This window comes from Phenylobacterium sp., assembly GCF_037968635.1.
In the GTDB taxonomy this organism is placed as follows: Bacteria; Pseudomonadota; Alphaproteobacteria; order Caulobacterales; family Caulobacteraceae; genus Phenylobacterium.
This window is the reverse complement of the sequence record NZ_JBBKVV010000076.1, coordinates 1-20,596: the sequence shown is the minus strand read 5'-3', so window position 1 is coordinate 20,596 and position 20,596 is coordinate 1. Positions and strand designations below refer to the sequence as shown.

At 66.5% G+C, this 20,596-nt stretch carries 24 protein-coding genes; 23 read left to right on the top strand and 1 reads right to left on the bottom strand.

Annotated features, from left to right (window positions below):
• Positions 1-54: 54 nt before the first annotated feature.
• The 18 genes from rplO (at position 55) to AAC997_RS09040 (ending at position 14,868) form a co-directional block, all read left to right on the top strand.
• Entirely contained in the window at positions 55-543 is a 489-nt protein-coding gene (rplO, locus tag AAC997_RS09125) for a 50S ribosomal protein L15 (RefSeq protein WP_340645379.1), read from the top strand.
• Between the two features lie 109 nt (positions 544-652).
• A complete protein-coding gene (gene secY, locus AAC997_RS09120) occupies positions 653-2,002 on the top strand; it encodes a preprotein translocase subunit SecY (RefSeq protein WP_340645378.1) in 1,350 nt (449 codons plus the stop codon).
• A 61-nt stretch (positions 2,003-2,063) separates the two neighbouring features.
• Positions 2,064-2,633, top strand: coding sequence for an adenylate kinase (locus tag AAC997_RS09115; protein WP_340645377.1), 570 nt, complete (start codon positions 2,064-2,066; stop codon positions 2,631-2,633).
• Positions 2,634-3,105: 472 nt separating this feature from the next.
• The gene (gene rpsM / locus AAC997_RS09110) at positions 3,106-3,474 is read left to right on the top strand and encodes a 30S ribosomal protein S13 (RefSeq protein WP_215340948.1); all 369 of its coding nucleotides are present in this window, start codon (positions 3,106-3,108) and stop codon (positions 3,472-3,474) included.
• A 12-nt stretch (positions 3,475-3,486) separates the two neighbouring features.
• A complete protein-coding gene (rpsK, locus tag AAC997_RS09105) occupies positions 3,487-3,876 on the top strand; it encodes a 30S ribosomal protein S11 (RefSeq protein ID WP_215340947.1) in 390 nt (129 codons plus the stop codon).
• A 79-nt stretch (positions 3,877-3,955) separates the two neighbouring features.
• The gene (locus AAC997_RS09100; RefSeq protein ID WP_340645376.1) at positions 3,956-4,972 is read left to right on the top strand and encodes a DNA-directed RNA polymerase subunit alpha; all 1,017 of its coding nucleotides are present in this window, start codon (positions 3,956-3,958) and stop codon (positions 4,970-4,972) included.
• A 214-nt stretch (positions 4,973-5,186) separates the two neighbouring features.
• Positions 5,187-5,603, top strand: coding sequence for a 50S ribosomal protein L17 (gene rplQ / locus AAC997_RS09095; RefSeq protein WP_304825345.1), 417 nt, complete (start codon positions 5,187-5,189; stop codon positions 5,601-5,603).
• A 140-nt stretch (positions 5,604-5,743) separates the two neighbouring features.
• Positions 5,744-6,217 (top strand): VOC family protein, encoded by a 474-nt coding sequence (locus tag AAC997_RS09090; RefSeq protein ID WP_340645375.1) that lies wholly within the window; start codon positions 5,744-5,746, stop codon positions 6,215-6,217.
• Complete coding sequence (locus tag AAC997_RS09085) at positions 6,214-6,663, top strand: VOC family protein (protein WP_340645373.1); 450 nt, start codon at positions 6,214-6,216, stop codon at positions 6,661-6,663. The genes AAC997_RS09090 and AAC997_RS09085 overlap by 4 nt, the downstream gene beginning before the upstream one ends.
• Before the next feature lie 12 nt (positions 6,664-6,675).
• Positions 6,676-7,119, top strand: a complete 444-nt coding sequence (locus AAC997_RS09080) for a VOC family protein (RefSeq protein WP_340645372.1) — start codon at positions 6,676-6,678, stop codon at positions 7,117-7,119.
• Between the two features lie 2 nt (positions 7,120-7,121).
• Complete coding sequence (locus AAC997_RS09075; RefSeq protein ID WP_340645371.1) at positions 7,122-7,454, top strand: metalloregulator ArsR/SmtB family transcription factor; 333 nt, start codon at positions 7,122-7,124, stop codon at positions 7,452-7,454.
• Positions 7,451-7,918: an SRPBCC family protein gene (locus AAC997_RS09070; protein WP_340645370.1), complete on the top strand. Its 468-nt coding sequence runs from the start codon at positions 7,451-7,453 to the stop codon at positions 7,916-7,918. Before AAC997_RS09075 ends, AAC997_RS09070 begins: the two co-directional genes overlap by 4 nt.
• A gap of 57 nt (positions 7,919-7,975) precedes the next feature.
• Positions 7,976-9,226 (top strand): TCR/Tet family MFS transporter, encoded by a 1,251-nt coding sequence (locus tag AAC997_RS09065; protein ID WP_340645369.1) that lies wholly within the window; start codon positions 7,976-7,978, stop codon positions 9,224-9,226.
• Positions 9,227-9,384: 158 nt separating this feature from the next.
• The gene (locus tag AAC997_RS09060) at positions 9,385-10,659 is read left to right on the top strand and encodes an MFS transporter (RefSeq protein WP_340645368.1); all 1,275 of its coding nucleotides are present in this window, start codon (positions 9,385-9,387) and stop codon (positions 10,657-10,659) included.
• Positions 10,660-10,769: 110 nt separating this feature from the next.
• Positions 10,770-12,185: a Do family serine endopeptidase gene (locus AAC997_RS09055; RefSeq protein WP_340645367.1), complete on the top strand. Its 1,416-nt coding sequence runs from the start codon at positions 10,770-10,772 to the stop codon at positions 12,183-12,185.
• 50 nt (positions 12,186-12,235) lie between these two features.
• Positions 12,236-13,543 carry a replication-associated recombination protein A gene (locus AAC997_RS09050; protein WP_340645366.1) on the top strand — a complete coding sequence of 436 codons (1,308 nt, stop codon included), beginning with the start codon at positions 12,236-12,238 and terminating at the stop codon, positions 13,541-13,543.
• Positions 13,540-14,298 (top strand): RluA family pseudouridine synthase, encoded by a 759-nt coding sequence (locus tag AAC997_RS09045; protein WP_340645365.1) that lies wholly within the window; start codon positions 13,540-13,542, stop codon positions 14,296-14,298. Before AAC997_RS09050 ends, AAC997_RS09045 begins: the two co-directional genes overlap by 4 nt.
• 81 nt (positions 14,299-14,379) lie before the next feature.
• Complete coding sequence (locus tag AAC997_RS09040) at positions 14,380-14,868, top strand: hypothetical protein (RefSeq protein WP_340645364.1); 489 nt, start codon at positions 14,380-14,382, stop codon at positions 14,866-14,868.
• On the opposite strand, the gene AAC997_RS09035 is transcribed toward AAC997_RS09040, so the two are convergent.
• A complete protein-coding gene (locus tag AAC997_RS09035; RefSeq protein ID WP_340645363.1) occupies positions 14,865-16,100 on the bottom strand; it encodes a hypothetical protein in 1,236 nt (411 codons plus the stop codon). The genes AAC997_RS09040 and AAC997_RS09035 overlap by 4 nt on opposite strands.
• A 118-nt stretch (positions 16,101-16,218) precedes the next feature.
• Between AAC997_RS09035 and crcB the strand changes: the two genes are divergently transcribed.
• From crcB to AAC997_RS09010, 5 genes are all read left to right on the top strand, one after another.
• Positions 16,219-16,602: a fluoride efflux transporter CrcB gene (crcB, locus tag AAC997_RS09030; protein ID WP_340645362.1), complete on the top strand. Its 384-nt coding sequence runs from the start codon at positions 16,219-16,221 to the stop codon at positions 16,600-16,602.
• The gene (locus AAC997_RS09025) at positions 16,599-17,585 is read left to right on the top strand and encodes an RluA family pseudouridine synthase (protein ID WP_340645361.1); all 987 of its coding nucleotides are present in this window, start codon (positions 16,599-16,601) and stop codon (positions 17,583-17,585) included. Before crcB ends, AAC997_RS09025 begins: the two co-directional genes overlap by 4 nt.
• A gap of 468 nt (positions 17,586-18,053) precedes the next feature.
• Entirely contained in the window at positions 18,054-18,842 is a 789-nt protein-coding gene (gene otsB / locus AAC997_RS09020; protein ID WP_340645360.1) for a trehalose-phosphatase, read from the top strand.
• The gene (gene otsA, locus AAC997_RS09015; RefSeq protein ID WP_340645359.1) at positions 18,830-20,200 is read left to right on the top strand and encodes an alpha,alpha-trehalose-phosphate synthase (UDP-forming); all 1,371 of its coding nucleotides are present in this window, start codon (positions 18,830-18,832) and stop codon (positions 20,198-20,200) included. The genes otsB and otsA overlap by 13 nt, the downstream gene beginning before the upstream one ends.
• A 101-nt stretch (positions 20,201-20,301) precedes the next feature.
• Positions 20,302-20,596: SDR family NAD(P)-dependent oxidoreductase (locus AAC997_RS09010; protein WP_340645358.1), on the top strand; the 295-nt coding region annotated here is incomplete at its 3' end.

Sequence of the window (20,596 nt, the reverse complement as noted above, 5' to 3'; positions counted from 1 at the left end):
CATCAGCCGAGTCGGGCGTGAGCCCGGCGATTGATCTCCAAGGAGAGGCGTCACATGACCAAGCTCAATGAACTGAAGCCGCGCGAAGGCTCCACCAAGAACCGCATGCGCGTTGGCCGCGGTGAAGGTTCCGGCAAGGGCAAGACCGGCGGCCGGGGTGTTAAGGGCCAGAAGGCGCGCTCCGGCGTCGCCATCGCTGGCTTCGAAGGCGGTCAGATGCCGCTGCACATGCGCATGCCAAAGCGCGGGTTCAACAATCCCAACGCGCTGAAGTTCGCCGAAGTGAACTTCTGGCGTCTTGAGCAGGCGATCGCCGCCGGCAAGCTCGACGCGAAGAAGCCCATCGACGCCAAGGTTCTGGTCGCCTCGGGTATCGTGCGCCGTGAACTGGATGGCGTCCGCCTGCTGGGCAAGGGCGCCCTGACCTCGAAGCTCGACATCACCGTCCATTCGGCGTCCGCAGCCGCCAAGGCCGCGGTCGAAAAGGCCGGCGGCAAGATCACGACGACGGCCCCGGCCGCCGCCGAATCGGCTGAAGCCTAAAGCTTGCCTGGCCGCCCCATCCCCAAGCCGGGGAAGGGGCGGCCACGCCAGATGACACCGCCGGTCGGACGCCCTATGTACGACCGGTCTTAAAGCTTCGGGGTACCCTATGGCTTCGGCCGCCGAACAGCTCGCCGCCAATATGAACTTCGGCGCCTTCGCGAAGGCGACGGAGCTTCACAAGCGTATCGGCTTCACCATCATGGCGATGGTGGTCTACCGGCTGGGGACCTACATCCCGATCCCGGGCATCGACATCAACGCCTTCGCCAGCGCGTTCCAGGGCCAGTCCCAGGGCATCCTGGGCATGTTCAACATGTTCTCCGGCGGCGCTGTCGAGCGGATGGCGATCTTCGCCCTGAACGTCGGCCCCTACATCTCGGCCTCGATCATCGTGCAACTGCTGGGGACGGTTTATCCGCCCTGGGAAAAGCTGCGCAAGGAAGGCGGGGAGGCGGGCCGCAAGACCCTGAACCAGTATACCCGCTACCTGACCGTGCTGCTGGCGCTGCTCCAGTCCTTCGGGATCGCGGTGGGCCTGCAGAACAGCCAGGGCCTGGTGAACAATCCAGGCGTCTTCTTCCTGGTCTCCACGGTCGTGACACTCACCGGCGGCACCCTTTTCCTGATGTGGCTTGGCGAGCAGATCACCAGCCGGGGGGTCGGCAACGGCGTCTCGCTGATCATCTTCGCCGGCATCGTGGCGGTCTTGCCGCGCGGCATCTTCCAGATGTTCTCCATGACCCGCACCGGCGCGCTGCCGGCCGTGGCCCTGTTCCTGATCACCGCCCTGGCCATCGGCGTCGTGCTGGTCATCGTCTTCATGGAACGCTCGCAACGCCGTCTGCTGGTGCAGTATCCAAAGCGCCAGCAGGGGAACCGCATGTTCGGTGGCGACACCTCGTTCCTGCCCCTGAAGATCAACACCGCGGGCGTGATTCCGCCGATCTTCGCCTCGTCCCTGCTGCTGCTGCCGGCGACGGCCATGAGCTTCCTGGCCAATGCCGACCTGCCGTCCTACCTGCAGTGGATGCCCACCGTGGTGGGCCAGCTCCAGCATGGCCGTCCGGCCTTCATGGTGCTGTACGGCGCGCTGATCATGTTCTTCTGTTTCTTCTACACCTCGGTCGTGTTCAATCCGGATGACACCGCGGAAAACCTGCGCAAGTACGGCGGCTTCCTGCCCGGCATCCGACCTGGCAAGCGCACGGCGGAGTATCTGGACTTTGTCCTGACCCGCCTGACCGTCGTCGGCGCGATCTACATCACCATCGTCTGCCTGCTGCCGGAGGCGTTGATCGCCTTCTACAACGCGCCCTTCTATCTGGGCGGCACCTCGATCCTCATCGTGGTGAGCGTGACGATGGACACCGTGACCCAGATCCAGTCGCACCTTCTGGCCCACCAATATGAGGGCCTGATCAAGAAGTCGAAGCTGCGCGGCGGACGCGGGCGCTAAAGCCCGCGCCGTCAAATTGCGCCGGCCATGGGGATGGCCGGCGGGAGGGGACATTTAAGTCATGAATTTGATCCTGTTCGGACCGCCGGCCGCCGGCAAGGGCACCCAGGCCAAACGCCTGGTGGACGGCCGCAACATGGTCCAGCTTTCCACCGGCGACATGCTGCGCGCCGCCATCGCCTCAGGCTCTGAGCTCGGCAAGAAGGTGGCGGGCGTGATGGAGCGTGGTGAACTCGTTACCGACGAGATCGTCATCGCCCTCATCGAGGAACGACTGCCTGAGACCGAGGCCGCCGGTGGCGCGATCTTCGACGGTTTCCCGCGGACCCTGGCCCAGGCCAAGTCCCTGGACCAGATGCTTGCCAAGCGCGGCAAGCAGATCGACCTGGTGATCCGCCTGAAGGTGGATGACGCGGCCCTGACGCAACGGATCGCCGGGCGCTTCGCCGAGTCCGGCCGGCCCGACGACAACCCGGAAAGCTTCAAGGTCCGTCTGGCCGCCTACAACGACAACACCGCGCCCCTGCTGCCCTACTACGAGGGTCAGGGGAAGCTGGTGCAGGTGGACGGCATGGGGGCCATCGACCTGGTCGCCGGCGCCATCGACAAGGCCCTGGACGCCCTGCGCTAGGGGCCGGCCTATCTCCGCTCGTCCCGGCGAAGGCCGGGATCCAGGTGAAGCCCTCTCCGCTCTGCGGGGCGGGCGCGATCCCCTGCGTCCCTCTTGCCGGCGCCCAGGATGAATCTGGGTACCGCCCTTCGCCGGGATGAGCGGAGGGGGAGCGCCCACAGCGAATCTCCCGCAATTCCCGTCAGAATCGATTCGAGACGCTCCTTTTGCGCCTGGACCGCGCCGCGCCGACTTGTTTTCGCCGCGAAAGGAGGATGATCATCGGGTCATTCCCCCATATTGGCCTCGGGGGAGGGCGCTCATGGCGCGCAGGAGCCGAAAGAAGGCCATTTTCCCGCGCTTCCGGCATTGACGGAAACGCAACTGTCCCTATAACGGGCCGCTTCCGCGAAACGCGCGAGGGACGTGCCGTATCCCATCTTGGGTCGGGGCGTTGTTCGCGCTTCTCTGCGTGACCAGGAGAATACCCCAAGTGGCCCGCATCGCCGGCGTAAACATTCCGACTAACAAGCGCGTCGTCATCGCGCTTCAGTACATCCATGGCATCGGCCAGGCGAAAGCCGCCGAGATTGTCCAGAAGGTTGGCATCGAAGACGCTCGTCGCGTCAACCAGCTGACGGACGCCGAGGTGCTGCAGATCCGTGAAGCCATCGACCGTGATTACACGGTGGAGGGCGACCTGCGTCGCGAGACGGCGGTCAACATCAAGCGTCTGATGGACCTGGCCTGCTATCGCGGCCTGCGTCACCGCAAGGGCCTGCCGGTCCGCGGGCAGCGCACCCACACCAACGCTCGGACCCGCAAGGGCCCGGCGAAGCCGATCGCCGGCAAGAAGAAGTAAGAAAGCTAGTCGATGGCCAAGGAACCGGCGCGCGTTAAACGTCGCGAACGCAAGAACATCACCTCGGGCGTGGCGCACGTGAACGCCTCGTTCAACAACACCATGATCACCATCACCGACGCCCAGGGGAACACCATCTCCTGGTCTTCCGCCGGTACGATGGGGTTCAAGGGTTCCCGGAAGTCCACTCCCTATGCGGCCCAGATGGCTGCTGAGGACGCGGGCAAGAAGGCCGCCGAACACGGGGTGAAGACCCTTGAAGTGAACGTTTCCGGTCCGGGTTCCGGCCGTGAATCGGCGCTTCGCGCGCTGCAGTCGGTGGGTATGACGATCACCACCATCCGCGACGTGACCCCGATTCCGCACAACGGTTGCCGCCCGCCCAAGCGTCGGCGCGTCTGAGTACCGAAGTACTGCTATCCCCCTTCGCCGGACCGCGTAAGCCGCGTCCGGCGATCCTGCGTTCGAGGGACACCTATCCGTGATCGAAAGAAACTGGAACGAGCTCATCCGTCCCGAAAAGCCGCTGATCGAGACCGGCGCCGACGCGAACCGCAAGGCGCGCTTGGTGGCCGAACCTCTCGAGCGCGGCTTTGGCGTGACCCTGGGCAACAGCCTGCGCCGCGTTCTGCTCTCCTCCCTGCAAGGTGCGGCTGTGACCGCCGTGCAGATCGACGGCGTCGTGCATGAATTCTCCTCGCTGGAAGGCGTGCGGGAAGACGTGGTCGACATCGTGCTGAACATCAAGCAACTGGCCCTTCGCATGCATGCCGAAGGCCCCAAGCGCATGACCCTGCGCGCCACCGGCCCCGGCACGGTGACCGCCGGCCAGATCGAGGCCGGGTCCGACATCGAGATCCTGAACCCCGACCATGTCCTGTGCACCCTGGATGACGGCGCCCAGGTGCGCATGGAGTTCACCGTGCAGAACGGCAAGGGCTACGTTCCGGCTGAGCAGAACCGTCCGGAAGACGCCCCGATCGGTCTGATCGCCGTGGACAGCCTCTACTCGCCGGTCAAGCGCGTCGCCTATCGCGTCGAGCCGACCCGTCAGGGCCAGAGCCTCGACTACGACAAGCTGATCATGGAAGTCGAAACCAACGGCGCCATCTCGCCGGTGGACGCGGTGGCCTATGCCGCCCGCATCCTGCAAGACCAGCTGCAGATCTTCATCACCTTCGAAGAGCCGAAGAAGAAGGTCGAAGGCGAAGCCAAGCCGGAACTGCCGTTCAACCCGGCGCTGCTGAAGAAGGTCGACGAGCTCGAGCTCTCGGTCCGTTCGGCCAACTGCCTGAAGAACGACAACATCGTCTACATCGGCGACCTGATCCAGAAGACGGAGGCGGAAATGCTCCGCACCCCGAACTTCGGGCGCAAGTCGCTGAACGAGATCAAGGAAGTGCTCGCGGGCATGAACCTGCATCTCGGCATGGACGTCCCGAACTGGCCGCCCGAGAATATCGAAGAGCTGGCCAAGAAGTTCGAAGACCAGATGTAGGAAGATTTGAGCGGTCGGGCTCTTAGCCCAGCCGCTCATCGCGCTGACTTCGGGCCGCTTTAGGCGGCACGGGCCTGATGAAGCCGCAACAGCGGTGGAGGGCTCCGGCGCTTCGTGTTGACCCAGGCGGGAGCAGGCTGGGACTTGATCAGGTAAGGGCGGCTTTCCGAAGATCGGAAGCGTCCAACGGGCCAGACGGCCCAGGAGATATGAGATGCGCCACGGTAAAGCCCACCGCAAACTGGGTCGTACGTCCGCCCACCGCACCGCCATGTTCGCCAATATGGCGGCGAGCCTGATCAAGCACGAGCAGATCGTGACCACCCTGCCCAAGGCCAAGGAACTCCGCCCCGTGGTCGAGAAGCTGGTGACGCTCGCCAAGCGCGGCGACCTGCACGCCCGTCGTCAGGCCATCAGCAAGGTTCGCGACGTTGAACAGGTCGGCAAGCTCTTCGCCGTCATCGGTCCCCGCTACAAGGCCCGCAACGGCGGCTATATCCGCGTCCTGAAGGCCGGCTTCCGCTACGGCGACAACGCGGCCCTGGCCGTGATCGAGTTCGTCGACCGCGATCCCTCCGAAAAGGGCAAGGACTCCGGTCCGGTGCAGGAAAATTCCTTCACCGAGGACTGAGTCTAGCGGCCATCCAAGTTCAGAAACCCCGGACAGCAATGTCCGGGGTTTTTGCGTTTTGGCCCGGCGGGCGCACTTGACATATGATTACGGAAATATAGAAATATTGGGGAAATCGGAATTCAATCCGGGAGGTTGCCGTGGCCCAAGCTGCCGTCAGTTCCACCGTCGTCTATCGCGATCCCATGGCGGCCCTCGACTGGCTCGCCAAGGCTTTCGGCTTTGAGGTCAGCTTGTTGCTGACCGACGCCGAAGGCAATGTCGCCCACGCCGAGATGAGTTATCTCAGCTGCGGCATCGGGGTCGCCTGTGAGTGGGCGGCGCCCCAGCTGGGCGGCGCGCGCATGCGCAGCCCGGTCACCCTCGACGGCCAGTGCAGCCAGTTCATCGGGATCGCCCTGGTGAGGGGGCTCGACGCCCACTGCGAAACCGCGCGAGCCGCGGGCGCGAGGATCACCGAGGAGCCGGCCGACCAGTTCTACGGCGCGCGCTCCTATCGGGCCATGGATCCGGAGGGCCACGTCTGGACCTTCCGCCAGGAACTCAGGAAGGTGTCGACAGCCGAGTTGGAGGCCGCCAGCGGCCTCACCTACAAGGTCGGAGGCGACGCATGACCCGTCCGGCGATCAGCCCGGTGATCTGGTACCGGGATCCCCGCGCAGCCCTGGCCTGGCTGGAACAAGCCTTCGGATTCGAGACCACGTTGGTGGTGGACGACGGGCATGGCGGGGTCATGCATTCGGAGACCATGATCGAGGGCGGGGTGGTGATGGTCGTCGGGCCGCCGCGCGACAAGGCCACGACCCCCATCGCCTTCGGCGGCCGCGCCACCCAGTCGATCCACGTCCAGCTCAGTGAAGGGATCGACGCCCACTGCGAGCGGGCGCGCGCCGCCGGCGCGAAGATCGAGCGGGAGCCGGAGACTCAAGCCTATGGCGATCGGGTCTATACCTGCCTGGATATGGAGGACCATCCCTGGTCCTTTGGTCAGACCGTGGTGGCGCTGAGCAACGACGAGGTGGCCAGAGTCACGGGCCACGACATCACCACTTCACTCTAACGGAGCACGACCATGGCACGGATGAGTTCGGCCCTCTTCTACCAGGACCCGAGGGCGGCCATCGACTGGCTGCAGAAGGCCTTCGGCTTCGAGCTGACCATGCTGCTGGAGGCCCCGGACGGCGGCGTCGCTCACTGCCAGATGGGCTTTGGCGACAGCATTGTGATGATCGGAACGGAGTGGACCCAGGATCACAAGAGTCCCAAGTCCATCGGCGGCAAGAATACCCAGACCGTCAGCATCCAAATCGACGACGACATCGACGCCCATTGCGCCCGCGCTCGCGCGGCGGGAGCCGATATCCACGCCGAGCCGGAGACCCAATTCTACGGCGACCGCACCTATCGCTGCCGCGATCCCGAGGGGCACATCTGGAACGTCTCGCAGACCGTCGTTGTGGTCAGCCGCGAAGAGGCGGAGGCCGCCAGCGGCCTGAAGATCACGGGCTGGGTCTGACATTGCCCGTTTCCGCGCCCCTCGACCGTACGCTGGCGGCCCTCGCCGACCCCTACCGCCGCCAGGTGGTGGACCTGTTGAGCCAGAGGCCGCGGCAGGCCGGAGAACTGGCCCGGGAAGTCGGCGTGCCGGGGCCCACCATGAGCCGCCACCTGCGCACCCTGCGCGAGAGCGGCCTGGTGGAGGAATCCCACCCACCCTTCGATGCGCGGGTGCGCATCTATGCCCTGAGGCCCGAACCCATGGTGCATCTGTTGCGCTGGCTGGAGGAGAGCGAGCGGCTGTGGAGTGAGCAGCTGACCGCCTTCAAGGCACACGTCGAGAAGGCGCCGTGACCTCGAAGGTCTTCGTGGCGCTGCGGGTAAAGGCGACGCCTGAGCGGGCCTTCGACGCCTTCGTCGGCGAGATCGGGATGTGGTGGAGACCGAGCCCGCTGTTCCAGACGACGCCCAGGGCGCCGGGGGTGCTGGCCTTCGAGCCAGGGGAGGGCGGTCGGCTGACCGAGACCCTGGCCAGCGGAAAGGTCTTCGAGATCGGCCGCATCACCGCCTGGGATAGGCCGCACCGGCTGGAATTCTCCTGGCGGCAGGCCAGCTTCCCGCCGGAGCTCAAGACCGAGGTCGAGGTGCGGTTTGAGGCGGTTGGCGATGAAACCCGGGTCAGCATCGAGCATCGTGGCTTTGACCACGTGCCGGCGCAGAACGCCGCGCGCCACGGCTTCCCCGACCAGGTGCTGCTGATGCGGCTGGCGGAATACTGGCAGGCTCAACTCGCCGGACTGCAGGACGCGGCGACCTAGCGCGGTTGTACGAGTTCCGGTTTTGTTTCAAAATGCGCGGCGGGGGGATTTGAGATCATGAGCGACGGGACACCCACGGCCGCCGGCCGCAAGGCCGCCTTCGGATTCGTCTTCGCCTGCGCGCTGATGAACGCGGTGTCGTTCGGGATCATGATCCCGGTCCTGCCCAACCTGATCAAGAGCTTCACCGGCGGCGACACCGCCGAGGCGGCCCAGTGGAATGTGGTGTTCGGCTGCGTCTGGGGGATCATGCAGCTGTTTTGCGGCCCGATCCTGGGGATGCTCAGCGACCGGATCGGGCGCAGGCCGGTCCTGCTGATCTCGCTGTTCGGCTTGGCCGTGGACTTCATGTTCATGGCCTTTGCCCCCAACCTCGCCTGGCTGTTCGTGGGTCGGGTGCTGAATGGGCTGACAGCCGCAAGTTTCTCCACCGCCAACGCCTATGTGGCCGACGTGACCGCGCCGCAGGACCGGGCCAAGGCCTTCGGCTGGATGGGCTCGGCCTTCTCCTTCGGCTTCCTGGTGGGACCGGCGCTGGGCGGGTTCCTGGCGGAGTTCGACCTGCGGCTGCCGTTCCTGGTGGCCGGTGGCCTGACGGCGATCAACTGGCTCTATGGCTATTTCGTGCTGCCTGAATCCCTGCCGGTGGAGAAGCGCACCACCAGCTTCGACTGGAAGCGGGCCAATCCGATGGGGTCGCTGGCCTTTCTGCGAGGGCACGGGGACCTGCTGGGCCTGGCCGGGGTGGGCTTCCTGTTCCAGCTGGCGCACACGGTGCTGCCCTCGATCTTCGTGCTCTATTCCGGCTACCGCTACGGCTGGAGCCCGGGGATCATCGGCCTGACGATGATGGCGACGGGCCTCCTGGGAGTAGGAGTCCAGACCCTGCTGGTAGGGCCTGTAGTGGCGCAGATTGGTGAGCGCGGGGCGCTCTTGCTGGGCGCCGCCGGCGGCTGCCTGGGATTCGCGCTCTACGGCTTCGCGCCGACGGGCTGGTTCTATATCGCCTCGGCGCCGGTGTTCGCCCTGCTGAACTTCATGCAGCCGGGGCTACAGGGGCTGATGACCCGCCGGGTGGGGCCGACCCACCAGGGTCAACTCCAGGGCGCCAACCAGAGCCTGCAAGGCATCGCCTCGGTGCTCGGCCCGATCATGTTCGGCACCATCTTCGCCTGGTCGATCCGGCATGATGCGACCCTGCATGCGCCGGGCCTGGCCATCTACCTGGCCGCCTTCCTGCTGCTGATGGCCCTGCTCCTGGGGGTACGAGTCGCCCATGCGCCGGCGGCGGCTCCCGCGGCCGCTTGACGGAGCGCGCAACGTCTCTACCGTAAGGCGATCATGGCGACGACGCAGACAGAGACGATGAGGGCCTAGGCGCCGGCGACCGGCTGTTGGCCGGAGCCTGTTCGCCTCGCGACCGTCTTTCCCCGACTGCTCCGGCGGCCGGCGCTTCGAGATATTTCATGACCTTGCCACTCGACCCCAGCCCCCATTCGGGGGCGCCCGCGCGCACCGCCGTCCGCAAGGCCGGCCTGCCGTTCATCGCCATCACGATCTGCCTGGACGTGGTCAGCCACACCATGGTGTTCCCGGTCCTGCCGCGGCTGGTGGAGGAGATGGTGGGCGGCCAGGTCTCGTCTGCCGCACGCTGGGTCGGGGTGCTGGTGGCGGCCTGGTCGGTGGCGCAGTTCTTCGCCGCACCGGTGATCGGCATGCTGAGCGACCGGTTTGGGCGCAGGCCGGTGATCCTGATCTCAATCTTCGGCCTTTCCATCGACCTGGCCATCATGGCGTTGGCGCCGACCCTCGCCTGGCTGCTGCTGGGGCGCATCCTCTGCGGTCTGACCGCCGGCGCGCAGGGGGCGGCCATGGCCTATGTGGCCGACATCACCCCCCAGGAGGAGCGGGCCAAGAGCTATGGCTGGCTGAACGCCGCGGCGTGGACAGGCGTGATCCTGGGCCCGGCCCTGGGCGGGCTGTTGGGCGCCTGGGACCCGCGCGCGCCGTTCTGGGCCGCCGCCGCCGTGGCGCTGGCCAACGGCCTCTACGGCTTGATCGTGTTGCCGGAGTCCCTGCCCAAGGAGCGTCGCGCGCCCATGCGCTGGGCCAACGCCAATCCGATCGGCTCGCTGAGCCTAGTGTTCTCCCGGCCCGGCCTGCCGGCCCTGGCGCTGATCCTGCTGCTCTTGTGGTTCGCCATGCACGCCATGAACAGCGTCTTCGTCCTCTACACCGCCTACCGCTATCAGTGGGACCCGATGGCGCTGGGGATCTTCTGCAGCGCGCTGGGGGCGGTGAACATCGTGGTCACCAGCCAACTCACTGGACGCTCTGTGAAGTGGCTGGGGGAGCGCAAGGTGCTGATCGGCGGTCTCGCCTTGCAGGCCATCGGCTTCACCGCCGTGGGGTTGTCGCCCACGGGGTTCTGGTTCTGGATCGCCAACCTGCCGATGGCGCTCTCCAACGTCGCTGGTCCCGCCCTGCAGGCCATGATGACCGCCAAGGTCGATCCGGACGAGCAGGGACGGCTGCAGGGGGCGATGATGGGCGTGGGCAGCCTGACGGGCCTGTTCGGCCCCATCGCCTTTACCCAGATCTTCGCCCTGGCCATCGCGGCGGGGCGGGGACCTGGCTGGTCCGGCCTGACCATCCTGGCTGGTGCGGCTCTGACCCTGGTGGCCTGGAGCCTGTCCCTGGCCTTCGCCCGCGATGTGCCGCCGGAGGCCAAGCCCGAGTGAGCTTGCCAAGCGCTCCTGTTTCAACGGAACTCAAGAGCGCTTACAGCCCTGCCATCATTGCGCCCGAAACCTCGTCAGAGTCCGGCGACGTTTCCCCGCTCGGAGAGCCCATGCGAGCCCATCGCGTCCTGATCCCCATCCTGGCCCTGCTGGCCGCCTGTTCCGACCCTGCGGCCAAGTCCAAGGCTCAGATCCCTCAACTGGTGCAGCCGACCCGCGCCGCGCCGGGGGATTCCATGACCATGAAGATGTCCTTCGCCCCTGTGGTGAAGCGTGCGGCCCCGGCGGTGGTGAACATCTCGTCCAAACGCCTGGTTCGGCAGCAGTCCGATCCGTTCTGGCAAATGTTCGGCATGGGCGCGCCGCGCGAGCGGATCGAGGGCTCCCTGGGATCGGGCGTCATCGTGCGCAGCGACGGGGTGATCATCACCAACAACCACGTGGTGCAGGGCGGGCAGGAGATCACCGTGGCCCTGGCCGACCGGCGCGAGTTCCCCGCCAAGCTGCTGCTGGCCGACCCGCGCACCGACCTGGCGGTGCTGAAGATCGACGTCGGCTCCGAGCGCCTGCCGGTCATGCCGATCGACGACACCGGAGAGGCCCAGGTGGGCGACCTGGTGTTGGCCATCGGCGACCCCTTCGGCGTCGGCCAGACGGTGACGAACGGCATCATCTCGGCCCTGAACCGCACAACCGACCCGAATGGCGACTCGGCCAACGCCTATATCCAGACCGACGCGGCGATCAATCCTGGCAATTCCGGCGGCGCGCTGGTGGACATGGACGGCGACCTGATCGGGGTGAACAGTTTCATCCTGTCGCGGTCGGGCAGCTCGTCGGGGGTCGGTTTCGCCATCCCGGCAGCCATGGTGAAGCGGATCGTCGAGACCGCGGCCGGCGGAGGCCAGGTGGTGGTGCGGCCCTGGTTGGGCGCGCGAACCCAACCCGTCACCGGTGATATCGCCCACAGCCTGGGCATGACCATTCCGTCGGGCGCCCTGGTGGCCGACCTTTGGCCCGGCGGCCCCGCCGCGCGCGCGGGGCTGAAGCCGCAGGACGTGATCCTGTCGGTGGATGGCAAACCCGTCGCCGATCCAGCCGGGGTCAGCTACGCGCTGGGTTCCAGCCGACCGGGCGAGATTCTGAAGCTAGGAGTGCTACGCGACGGCGCCAACCTGACCCTCAACCTGAAGGCCGAGGCGCCTCCCGCGACGCCGGCCAGGGACGAGCGCGTGATCGCTGGACGCAATCCGTTTGACGGGGCGACGGTGGTGAACCTGTCGCCGGCCGTCGCCGATGAGCTGGGCCTGGATCCGTTCTCTGGCAAGGGCGTCCTGGTGACCAAGCTGGGTCGCGGCTTTGCGATGAACGCCGGCCTGCGTCCGGGCGATATCGTGCGCAAGGTCAATGGCCGTGACATCGGTTCGGTGCGGGACCTGGTGGGGGTGGTCAGCAGCAATGGCGGCCAATGGCAGGTGACCATCGTGCGGGCCGGCCAGGAGATCACCGCCAACTTCCGGACCTAGGATCGGCTTCTCCCTCCCCATGACGGGGAGGGAGGGGTATATCCCCTTACATGGCCGACCTCTTCGAAGCCGCGGGTCTGACGCCGCATGCGCCCTCACCGCTGGCGGACCGTCTGCGGCCGCAGAGGCTGGACGAGGTGGTGGGGCAGGATCACCTGCTGGGGCCAGAGGGCCCGATCCGTCGGATGGCCGAGGCCAGGCGGTTGTCATCGATGATTCTCTGGGGGCCGCCCGGCACCGGCAAAACCACCATCGCCCGACTGCTGGCCAAGGAGGCAGGCTACGAGTTCCAGCAGCTTTCGGCGGTGTTCTCCGGGGTCGCGGACCTGAAGAAGGCTTTCGAGCAGGCCAAGATGCGGCGCTCGGCTGGGCAGAGCACCCTGCTGTTCGTCGACGAAATCCACCGCTTCAACCGCGCCCAGCAGGACGGATTCCTCCCCTTCGTCGAGGAGGGGATCGTCACCCTGGTGGGGGCGACCACCGAGAATCCTTCCTTTGAGCTCAACGGCGCGTTGCTGTCGCGCTCCCAGGTCTATGTGCTGAAGCGCCTGGACGACGAGGCGCTGACGACCCTGTTGGCCAAGGCCGAGGCCCATGAGGACAAGACCCTGCCGCTTGAGCCGGAGGCGCGCGACGCGCTGGTGGCGCTGGCCGACGGGGATGGACGCTATCTGCTGACCCTGGCGGAGACCCTGTTCAACATCGGCACGGCGAAACCCTTGTCGATCAAAGCGCTTGGGGAAATTCTTCAGAAGCGAAGTCCGGCCTACGACAAGGACCGGGAGGAGCACTACAACCTCATTTCGGCCCTGCATAAGTCGATCCGGGGCTCCGATCCCGACGCGGCGCTCTACTGGCTGGCGCGAATGCTGACCGGGGGGGAGGACCCGCTGTTCATCGCCCGGCGGCTGATCCGGGCGGCCATGGAAGACATCGGCGAGGCCGACCCCATGTCGCTGGTTCTGGCGAACGCGGCCAAGGACACCTACGACTTCCTGGGTTCGCCCGAGGGCGACCTGGCCCTGGCGCAACTGGTGGTCCATCTGGCCGCAGCGCCCAAGTCCAACGCTGTATATGTGGCCTATAAGGCGGCGATACGGTCGGCCAAGGAGACCGGTTCCCTGATGCCACCCGCTCACATCCGCAACGCGCCCACCAAGCTGATGAAGGACCTCGGCTACGGCAAGGGTTACGCCTACGACCACGACACCGAGGAAGGCTTCTCGGGCCAGAACTACTTCCCCGAGGGGATGCCGCGTCAGCGCTTCTACCAGCCCAAGGCCCAGGGATCGGAGGCGCGGATCAAGGAGCGCCTGGAACGTTGGGCGGCGATCCGGGCCGAGCGCGAGGGCAGGTGAGGTCTCCGCCCAAGTCCAAGGCTGAGCCCAGGCCGGCGGCGCTGAGCGCTGATGAGATCGCCCTGGTCCGCAGCCTGGTGATCTATGAGGACCCGCATATCCTGGCCCTGAACAAGCCTGCCGGCCTGTCCAGCCAGGGCGGGAGGGGGCAGGTCCACACCCTGGACGAGATGCTGTGGGCCTTCGCCAAGCCTGGCAAGTTACGGCCCCGACTGATCCACCGGCTGGATCGCGACACCTCGGGGGTCATCCTGACCGCCAAGACCAAGCCGGCGGCAGGGTTCCTCGGCAAGGCCATGATGGTCCGCAAGTTTTCAAAGACCTACCGCGCCATCGTTACGCCGGGTGCGCCCGATCCGGCGGGTGGGACCATCGAGCTTCCCCTGCGACGGGATGAGGCGGGGCGAGAGGCCTTCATGCGGGTTTGCCTGCCCGATCACCCTGACGCCGAGACCGCGAAGACCCGGTACAAGACACTGTCGTCCAACGCCTTCGCCGCCCTGCTGGAGTTGTCTCCGGAGACCGGGCGGATGCACCAGCTTCGAGTCCACCTTGCCTCGATAGGCCGACCCATCTCGGGCGACGCGCGCTATGGCGGGGCCTTGGCGGTTGGCGGCCAGCCCGTACCGCGCCTGATGCTGCACGCCGGCGCCCTGTCGTTCCCGCACCCGGACGGTGGGACCAAGCGGCTCGAGGCGCCGACGCCGCCGGACATGGCCGTTGTTCTGGCGGGGATCGGGCTCGCCGAACCCTGATCGGAACGCTGGCGCCGCCAGGCCGTTGTCTCGGCAAGCCCCGGAAGTCCTTCGACTTTCGCCAGAACCCGAGACCGCCTGATGAAACGTCTTCTGCTCACCGCCGCCCTCTGCGCCAGTCTCGGCGCCTGCGCCAGCGCACCCACTGTCTATACGGCCGCCAATGGGCCGGAGGCCGTGGGATTCTCCTCCTATCGTATTGAACCCGGTCGCTATCGCGTCACCTTCCGGGGAGGGCCGGGCGGATCTCCCGAACAGGTTGCCGACTACGCCCTGCTGCGAGCTGCCGACATCGCCCTGGCCGACGGCTATGACTGGTTCCGGGTCTCGGATCGAATGCTGCGTCAGGCCGGGAACGCTAACGGGCCTCGGGTGTCGTTGGGCACGGGCGGTGGCAGCTACGGCCGGGGCGGCGGAGTCGGGATCGGTCTCGGAACCAGTTTTGATCTCGGCGGCGGGCCGTCGCTGGCCCAGACCATCGAGGTGGTGATGGGCAAGGGCGAAAAGCCGCCGGGCGCGGATGTCTATGACGCCCGGGGCCTGCGCAACGCCATCGGGCCGAGGACCTAGGCGGCGGGTTGCGCCAGGGCCGAACGTGCGCCCCTTAGTGAGGCGTGGGTGAAGCCCGCCACCTCGGCGACGTCCAGGTAGCCCTCTGAGGCCAGGCCATGGATCATCAGAACCGGCGCGCGACCGCGCGCCTGCGAGGCGATGGTCAGCATGTGAGCCGCAATCTGGGTATCGCTATTTCCAAGATCGACGGCCGAGATGGTCAGGCCCTGTAGCCGCGCGCCCTTCGCGGGGCCGACGGCGTCTCGGCCCGGCTGCAGTCGAACGAGCACGCCCTTGCAAAGCTGACCGACAAGGCCGGTGACCTCGAGAAGCCGGGCCTCCGGCGTGCCGCGATCCACATCGATCAGTTCGACCATGACACCGGTTTTCACCCGCTGCGGTGGCAGGCCCTCGGTGCCGATCAGGCCCTGACGGCCCTTTCGGGTGGATAGCGTGCGGAAGGAGAGCGGCAGAATCAAGGGCGGCTGCGGCGTGTCCCCGGCGCCGGCGAACAGGGCGGCGTAATCCAGGGAGGCGCGGTCAATGAACGCGATGTCGTCATCCGAAAGCTTGGCGAAGGCCCGCGCCGGGATCGTCCGGCCGCTGGCGATGTGGGTTACGGTGGGCTCTATCCGCAGGGCGGCGGTGACCTTGTGGCGCAGGCTGACGGCCTCCTCGAGGCTGAAGTCGATGCGCAGGTTCTGGCCAGAGGCGGTGACGAAGGAGATCGGGTTGCGGCGGCGTTCCTCGGCCGGATCGACCGCGGCCTGGCAGGCCGAGACCGCGATCACCTCCACGGCCGGCGCCGTGCGATGGTCCGTGACGCGGGTGAGGTCGATGTCCGTGCAGGCCAGTTCCTCGCCATTGATGGCGCTGACGGCGCGAATTTTCATGTCGGCGGGGTCTGCGACACCCAGGAAGAACAGCAGCGCCTCCTCCAGGATCTTCAGGCTGACGGCCTGGGCCGCGACCCCCTCCTCGGAGGTCATGGCGATCAGGAAGTCAGTCTCGTCGACGCGATGGCGAATGTCCTGATAGGCCAGATGCTCATCGAACTTTCTGCCGAGATAGGCCCAGACGGCGTCCCGCTTACGAGGCCAACGGTCGCCGGAACGTTTGCGTATGGCCTCGACGCTGATGATGGTGACGCAACCACGCTCGACCAGATCTGTGCCGGCCAGACGATCAAGCGCCGCCGCCGCGCCGCCGGCGGTGATGCGTTCAATGCTGCTGGACTCGTCAGAAGACACGCAAGGCGACCAATAAACCCACTCTGGGGAGACACTATCGCCGCCCATACTTAACCAGGCGTTGCAGCGCCGCTTTCCTCGTCTCGACGCCGCCGGCGGGCCGCTGCATAAGGAGCCGATGGACAAGGTGCTTCTAGTGGCCGCGGGCGGCGCGGCCGGCGCGGTGGCGCGATATGGGCTGGGACTTCAGACCTTGAGGGTGTTCGGGCCCGGCTGGCCCTATGGCACCTTGGTCGCGAACGTGTTGGGTGGGCTGCTGATGGGGGTGTTGGCTGGCTACCTGGCTTTCAAGGGCGGGGCGGACCAGGAGAAGCTGCGGCTCCTGCTGGGCGTGGGCGTCCTGGGGGGGTTCACCACCTTCTCGGCCTTCTCGCTGGAGACGGCCCTGATGATCGAGCGCCGGGCCTTTGGACCGGCGGCGGGATATGCGGCGGCTTCGGTGCTGCTCTCGATCGCCGCGCTGTTCGGGGGCCTGGTCCTTGCCCGCCGGGTGTTCACGTGAAGGAGGTCCGCATCCTGTCGGTCGACGCCGGCGAGGACGGGGTTCGCCTGGACCGCTGGTTCAAGCGCCGCTGGCCGCATCTGAACCACATCCATATCCAGAAGCTGACCCGTTCGGGCCAGATCCGCGTCGATGGCGGTCGGGCCAAGCCGGACTCGCGGCTTGCGGCGGGCGCCCAGATCCGCGTGCCGCCGTTGCCCGACGCCCCGGAGCCCGGTGAGCGCGCCGACCGAGGCATCGACGCTCGAGAGGCGGCCTATGCCAAGAGCCTGGTGCTCTATGAGGACGACGAGGTGCTGGTGCTGAACAAACCTGCCGGCCTTGCTGTCCAGGGCGGCACCAAGACCCACAAGCATATCGACCGGCTGTTGAGCGCCTGGGGAGAGGGCCTGGCGCGGCCTCGCCTGGTCCATCGCCTGGACCGGGACACCTCGGGCGTCCTGGTGCTGGGCAAGAGCCCCGGCGCGGCGGCCAAGCTGGCCGGCGCGTTCGCGAGGCGCAAGGCGCAAAAGACCTACTGGGCCATCGTCATCGGCTTTCCGAAGCCCGGCGAGGGAGTGCTGGAACTACCGCTGGTGAAGAAGGGAGTCGGCGACCGCGAGATGGTGGTTCCCGCCCAGCCCAAGGAGCCCGGCGCGGAGCCTGCCGAGACCGAATTCGTCACGATCAGCCGGGCAGGGCCGCGCGCCGCCTGGATGGCTCTGCGGCCCCGCACTGGCCGGACCCACCAGCTTCGCGCCCATATGCTGGCCATGGGACATCCGATCCTGGGAGACCCGAAGTACAACACGGTCGCCTCCAAGGAACTCTCGGGGCCGCTGAAGTTACAGTTGCACGCACGGCGCCTGAGCCTGCCTCACCCCACGAGCGGTACGCTGGTGCTGGAGGCGCCGTTGAGCCCGGAGATGAAGGACGGCTTTGGCCGTTTCGGATTTGACGAGCACGAAGCCGATCCAGAGCCCTTCCGCCGGGGCCGAAACTAGGCCACCCGGCCAGGCTTCAGAACCCGCAAGCAACTGAGGGCTCACGCGAAGCCCACTTTGCACGAATGCGCGAAGCTGTGCGCGGGTTCTACTGGTGTGAACGCGCACCGAGAATATCTGCAAGTATAACTCATGATGATGCCGAGCGATTTGGATATCGTTATGACGACCTTGTGTATGGGCGCCTTTTCACAAGGGGTGGACGGCGACAATCGTCGCTCCTATTTTCCGCGCAGCGAGTGGGGGACTGTTGTGTTCGCGCGTGATGGCGGACGTTTCGCCGCATAATTCCCATTTGTGGGGATCGAACTCATTCGTTGCTGGAAATTTGACGTATGAACCTGCCCCAGATCTGGCGGGTCTCGCTCCTGTGCGCCATTGAGAGGCCGGAAATTTTGATTGCAAACGCGCGGATCGCCGCCGATCGGCGGGACATGGGCTCCCCTTGCCTGTCGGTGAGCAACTGACATGACCCCATCCCAGATCAGACCCCACGCCCGCACGCCCGGCCTGCCGGTCGCCTCGACGGCGCTCTTCCTGGACTTCGACGGGACCCTTGCCCCCATCGCGCGGCGACCCACGGAGATCGAGAACAATCCGAGCCTGAATGAGCTTCTGCGTCAGGCTCAGCTGAACCTTCACGGGCGGCTGGCCTTGGTCAGTGGTCGTGACATCGGGGTCATCGACAGGATGATCGAAGGCGCCGCCACCTGTGTGGCCGGCGAGCATGGCCTTCAGCGTCGAACGCCGCATGGCGAGGTGCAGAGTCTCGCCGCCCACCCCAGTCTGCCGGACGCCATGGAGGCTTTCGCCGCCATGGCCCGGGCGCACAAGGGGCTGGTGGTGGAGCACAAGTCCGCCAGCGTCGCCCTGCACTATAGGCTCGCGCCCTCTGCGGAGGAGGCGGTGCTGGATTTGGCGGAGCGGGTCTCGGCCTCCACCGGCCTTACGTTGCAGGCCGGCAGCATGGTGGTGGAACTGCGCTCCCCCGGTCCCGACAAGGGCGCGGCCCTGCGCGCCTATATGGCTGAGGTTCCGTTCCGCGGCGCGACCCCGATCTTCATCGGCGACGACCTGACCGACGAGGCGGCCTTCGAGGCGGCCGAGAGCTTCGGCGGCTTCGGCGTGATCGTCGGCGAACGGCGCCCGACCCGCGCGCAATACCGGATCGCCGGCCCGCCGCGGGTCCTCGACTGGATATCGCGCAGCCTTGAGAGTAGCCTGTTCGAGCCAGGAGACCTTCGATGGGAAGGCTGATTGTCGTTTCCAATCGGGTCAACCCGCCCGGCGACGCGGCGGTGGGAACCGTGGGCGGCCTGGCGATGGCGATTTCCGCGGCTTTGCGGGAGTACTCCGGGATTTGGTTCGGCTGGAGCGGCCGGACCCGGGAGACCTTCACCGGGCAACTGTCGATCCAGCACGCCGATGGCGTCACCGTGGCCTTGGTGGACCTCGAGGAGCAGGACCGGCTCGAGTACTACAACGGCTACGCCAACCGGACCCTTTGGCCGCTGTTCCACTACCGGACCGACCTGGTGGCCTATGAAAGCTCATTCAGCGAGGGCTATGCGCGGGTCAATTCGCGGTTCGCCCAGACCCTGACGCCGCTGATCCAGGATGATGACTTCATCTGGGTGCAGGACTACCACCTGCTGCCGCTGGCTCATGAACTGCGGGAGAAGGGGGTCGCCAATCGCATTGGTTTCTTCCTGCATATCCCCTGGCCCGCGCGCCGCCTGATCACGACGCTTCCTCGCCACGCCCAGTTGGTGGAGGCCCTCTTCGACTATGACCTCATCGGTTTCCAGACCCAGGACTCCCGGGACGCCTTCGCCGACTATGTGGTCCAGGCTGCGGGCGGCGCGGTCAATGAGGACGGCGTCGTCACAGCCTTTGGCAAGACAACCCGCATCGGGGCGTTCCCCATTGGGATAGACGCCAAGGAGTTCGTCGCCGCGAGCCATTCGGAGGCGGCCGAGGTCGCCTTTTCCAGGACCCGGGCCAGCTTGCTGGGCCGGAAGATGATCCTGGGTGTTGATCGCCTGGACTATTCCAAGGGGTTGGAGGAGCGGTTTCTGGCCTATGAGCAGTTCCTGACCGACCATCCCGAGCAGCAGGAGAAGGTGTTTTTCCTGCAGGTCGCCACTCCCAGCCGTGATGAGGTGGAGGCCTATCAGGACATCCGATCCAGGCTGGAGGCGGTGTCGGGGCGGATCAACGGCGCCTTCGCCGACGTGGATTGGGTGCCGATCCGCTACGTGAACCGGGCCTATCGACGCGATGTCCTGGCGGGGATTTACCGTGCCGCCCATATCGGTTTGGTGACCCCGCTGCGGGACGGCATGAACCTGGTGGCCAAGGAATATGTCGCGGCCCAGGATCCGGAGGATCCAGGCGTGCTGGTCCTGTCGGAACTGGCGGGGGCGGCCGAGCAGATGCGCGAAGCGCTCATCGTCAATCCCTTCAGCCGCGAGGAGGTGGCGGCCGCGATCGAACGTGGGCTCTCCATGCCGCTTGAGGAGAGAAGGGCGCGCTGGACGAGCTTGAACGACGGGGTGACCCACGACGATGTCACAGCGTGGCGCGACTCGTTCGTCGAGGCGCTGCAGCGCTAAGAGTCTGGCGAGCGGCGCGGCGTGGGACACGTGCCGCGCGGCCTCGCCGCCGCCGCATTCGCGGCACATTCGAGCTTTGCAGTTGATTGCGGAGAAATCTGATGACCCACCCCGCCCTGACAACGGGCCGCGCCGCCGTCGTGGTGGGGGCGGCCAGTGGCATTGGCCTGGCCGCCGCCAAGCGCTTCGCGGGTCTGGGGATGAAGGTCTGCCTGGCCGACCAGAACGCCGAGGCTCTGGAGGCGGCCGTGAAGGTCGTGGCGGCGATGGCGGCATCGCCGGCCGAGGTGTTCGGCGTGCCCACCGATGTTTCGGACGCCCATGCCGTCAACTGCCTGCGTGACGCCGCTTATGAGCGCTTCGGCGAGGTGGGGGTGCTGATGAACAATGCCGGGG

Excerpts from the sequence above, each read along its gene's own strand:
- rplO (WP_340645379.1), top strand. The coding sequence starts at position 55 with ATGACCAAGCTCAATGAACTGAAGCCGCGCGAAGGCTCCACCAAGAAC.
- secY (WP_340645378.1), top strand. The coding sequence starts at position 653 with ATGGCTTCGGCCGCCGAACAGCTCGCCGCCAATATGAACTTCGGCGCC.
- AAC997_RS09115 (WP_340645377.1), top strand. The coding sequence starts at position 2,064 with ATGAATTTGATCCTGTTCGGACCGCCGGCCGCCGGCAAGGGCACCCAG.
- rpsK (WP_215340947.1), top strand. The coding sequence starts at position 3,487 with ATGGCCAAGGAACCGGCGCGCGTTAAACGTCGCGAACGCAAGAACATC.
- rplQ (WP_304825345.1), top strand. The coding sequence starts at position 5,187 with ATGCGCCACGGTAAAGCCCACCGCAAACTGGGTCGTACGTCCGCCCAC.
- AAC997_RS09085 (WP_340645373.1), top strand. The coding sequence starts at position 6,214 with ATGACCCGTCCGGCGATCAGCCCGGTGATCTGGTACCGGGATCCCCGC.
- AAC997_RS09080 (WP_340645372.1), top strand. The coding sequence starts at position 6,676 with ATGGCACGGATGAGTTCGGCCCTCTTCTACCAGGACCCGAGGGCGGCC.
- AAC997_RS09065 (WP_340645369.1), top strand. The coding sequence starts at position 7,976 with ATGAGCGACGGGACACCCACGGCCGCCGGCCGCAAGGCCGCCTTCGGA.
- AAC997_RS09060 (WP_340645368.1), top strand. The coding sequence starts at position 9,385 with ATGACCTTGCCACTCGACCCCAGCCCCCATTCGGGGGCGCCCGCGCGC.
- AAC997_RS09055 (WP_340645367.1), top strand. The coding sequence starts at position 10,770 with ATGCGAGCCCATCGCGTCCTGATCCCCATCCTGGCCCTGCTGGCCGCC.
- AAC997_RS09050 (WP_340645366.1), top strand. The coding sequence starts at position 12,236 with ATGGCCGACCTCTTCGAAGCCGCGGGTCTGACGCCGCATGCGCCCTCA.
- AAC997_RS09040 (WP_340645364.1), top strand. The coding sequence starts at position 14,380 with ATGAAACGTCTTCTGCTCACCGCCGCCCTCTGCGCCAGTCTCGGCGCC.
- crcB (WP_340645362.1), top strand. The coding sequence starts at position 16,219 with ATGGACAAGGTGCTTCTAGTGGCCGCGGGCGGCGCGGCCGGCGCGGTG.
- otsB (WP_340645360.1), top strand. The coding sequence starts at position 18,054 with ATGACCCCATCCCAGATCAGACCCCACGCCCGCACGCCCGGCCTGCCG.
- otsA (WP_340645359.1), top strand. The coding sequence starts at position 18,830 with ATGGGAAGGCTGATTGTCGTTTCCAATCGGGTCAACCCGCCCGGCGAC.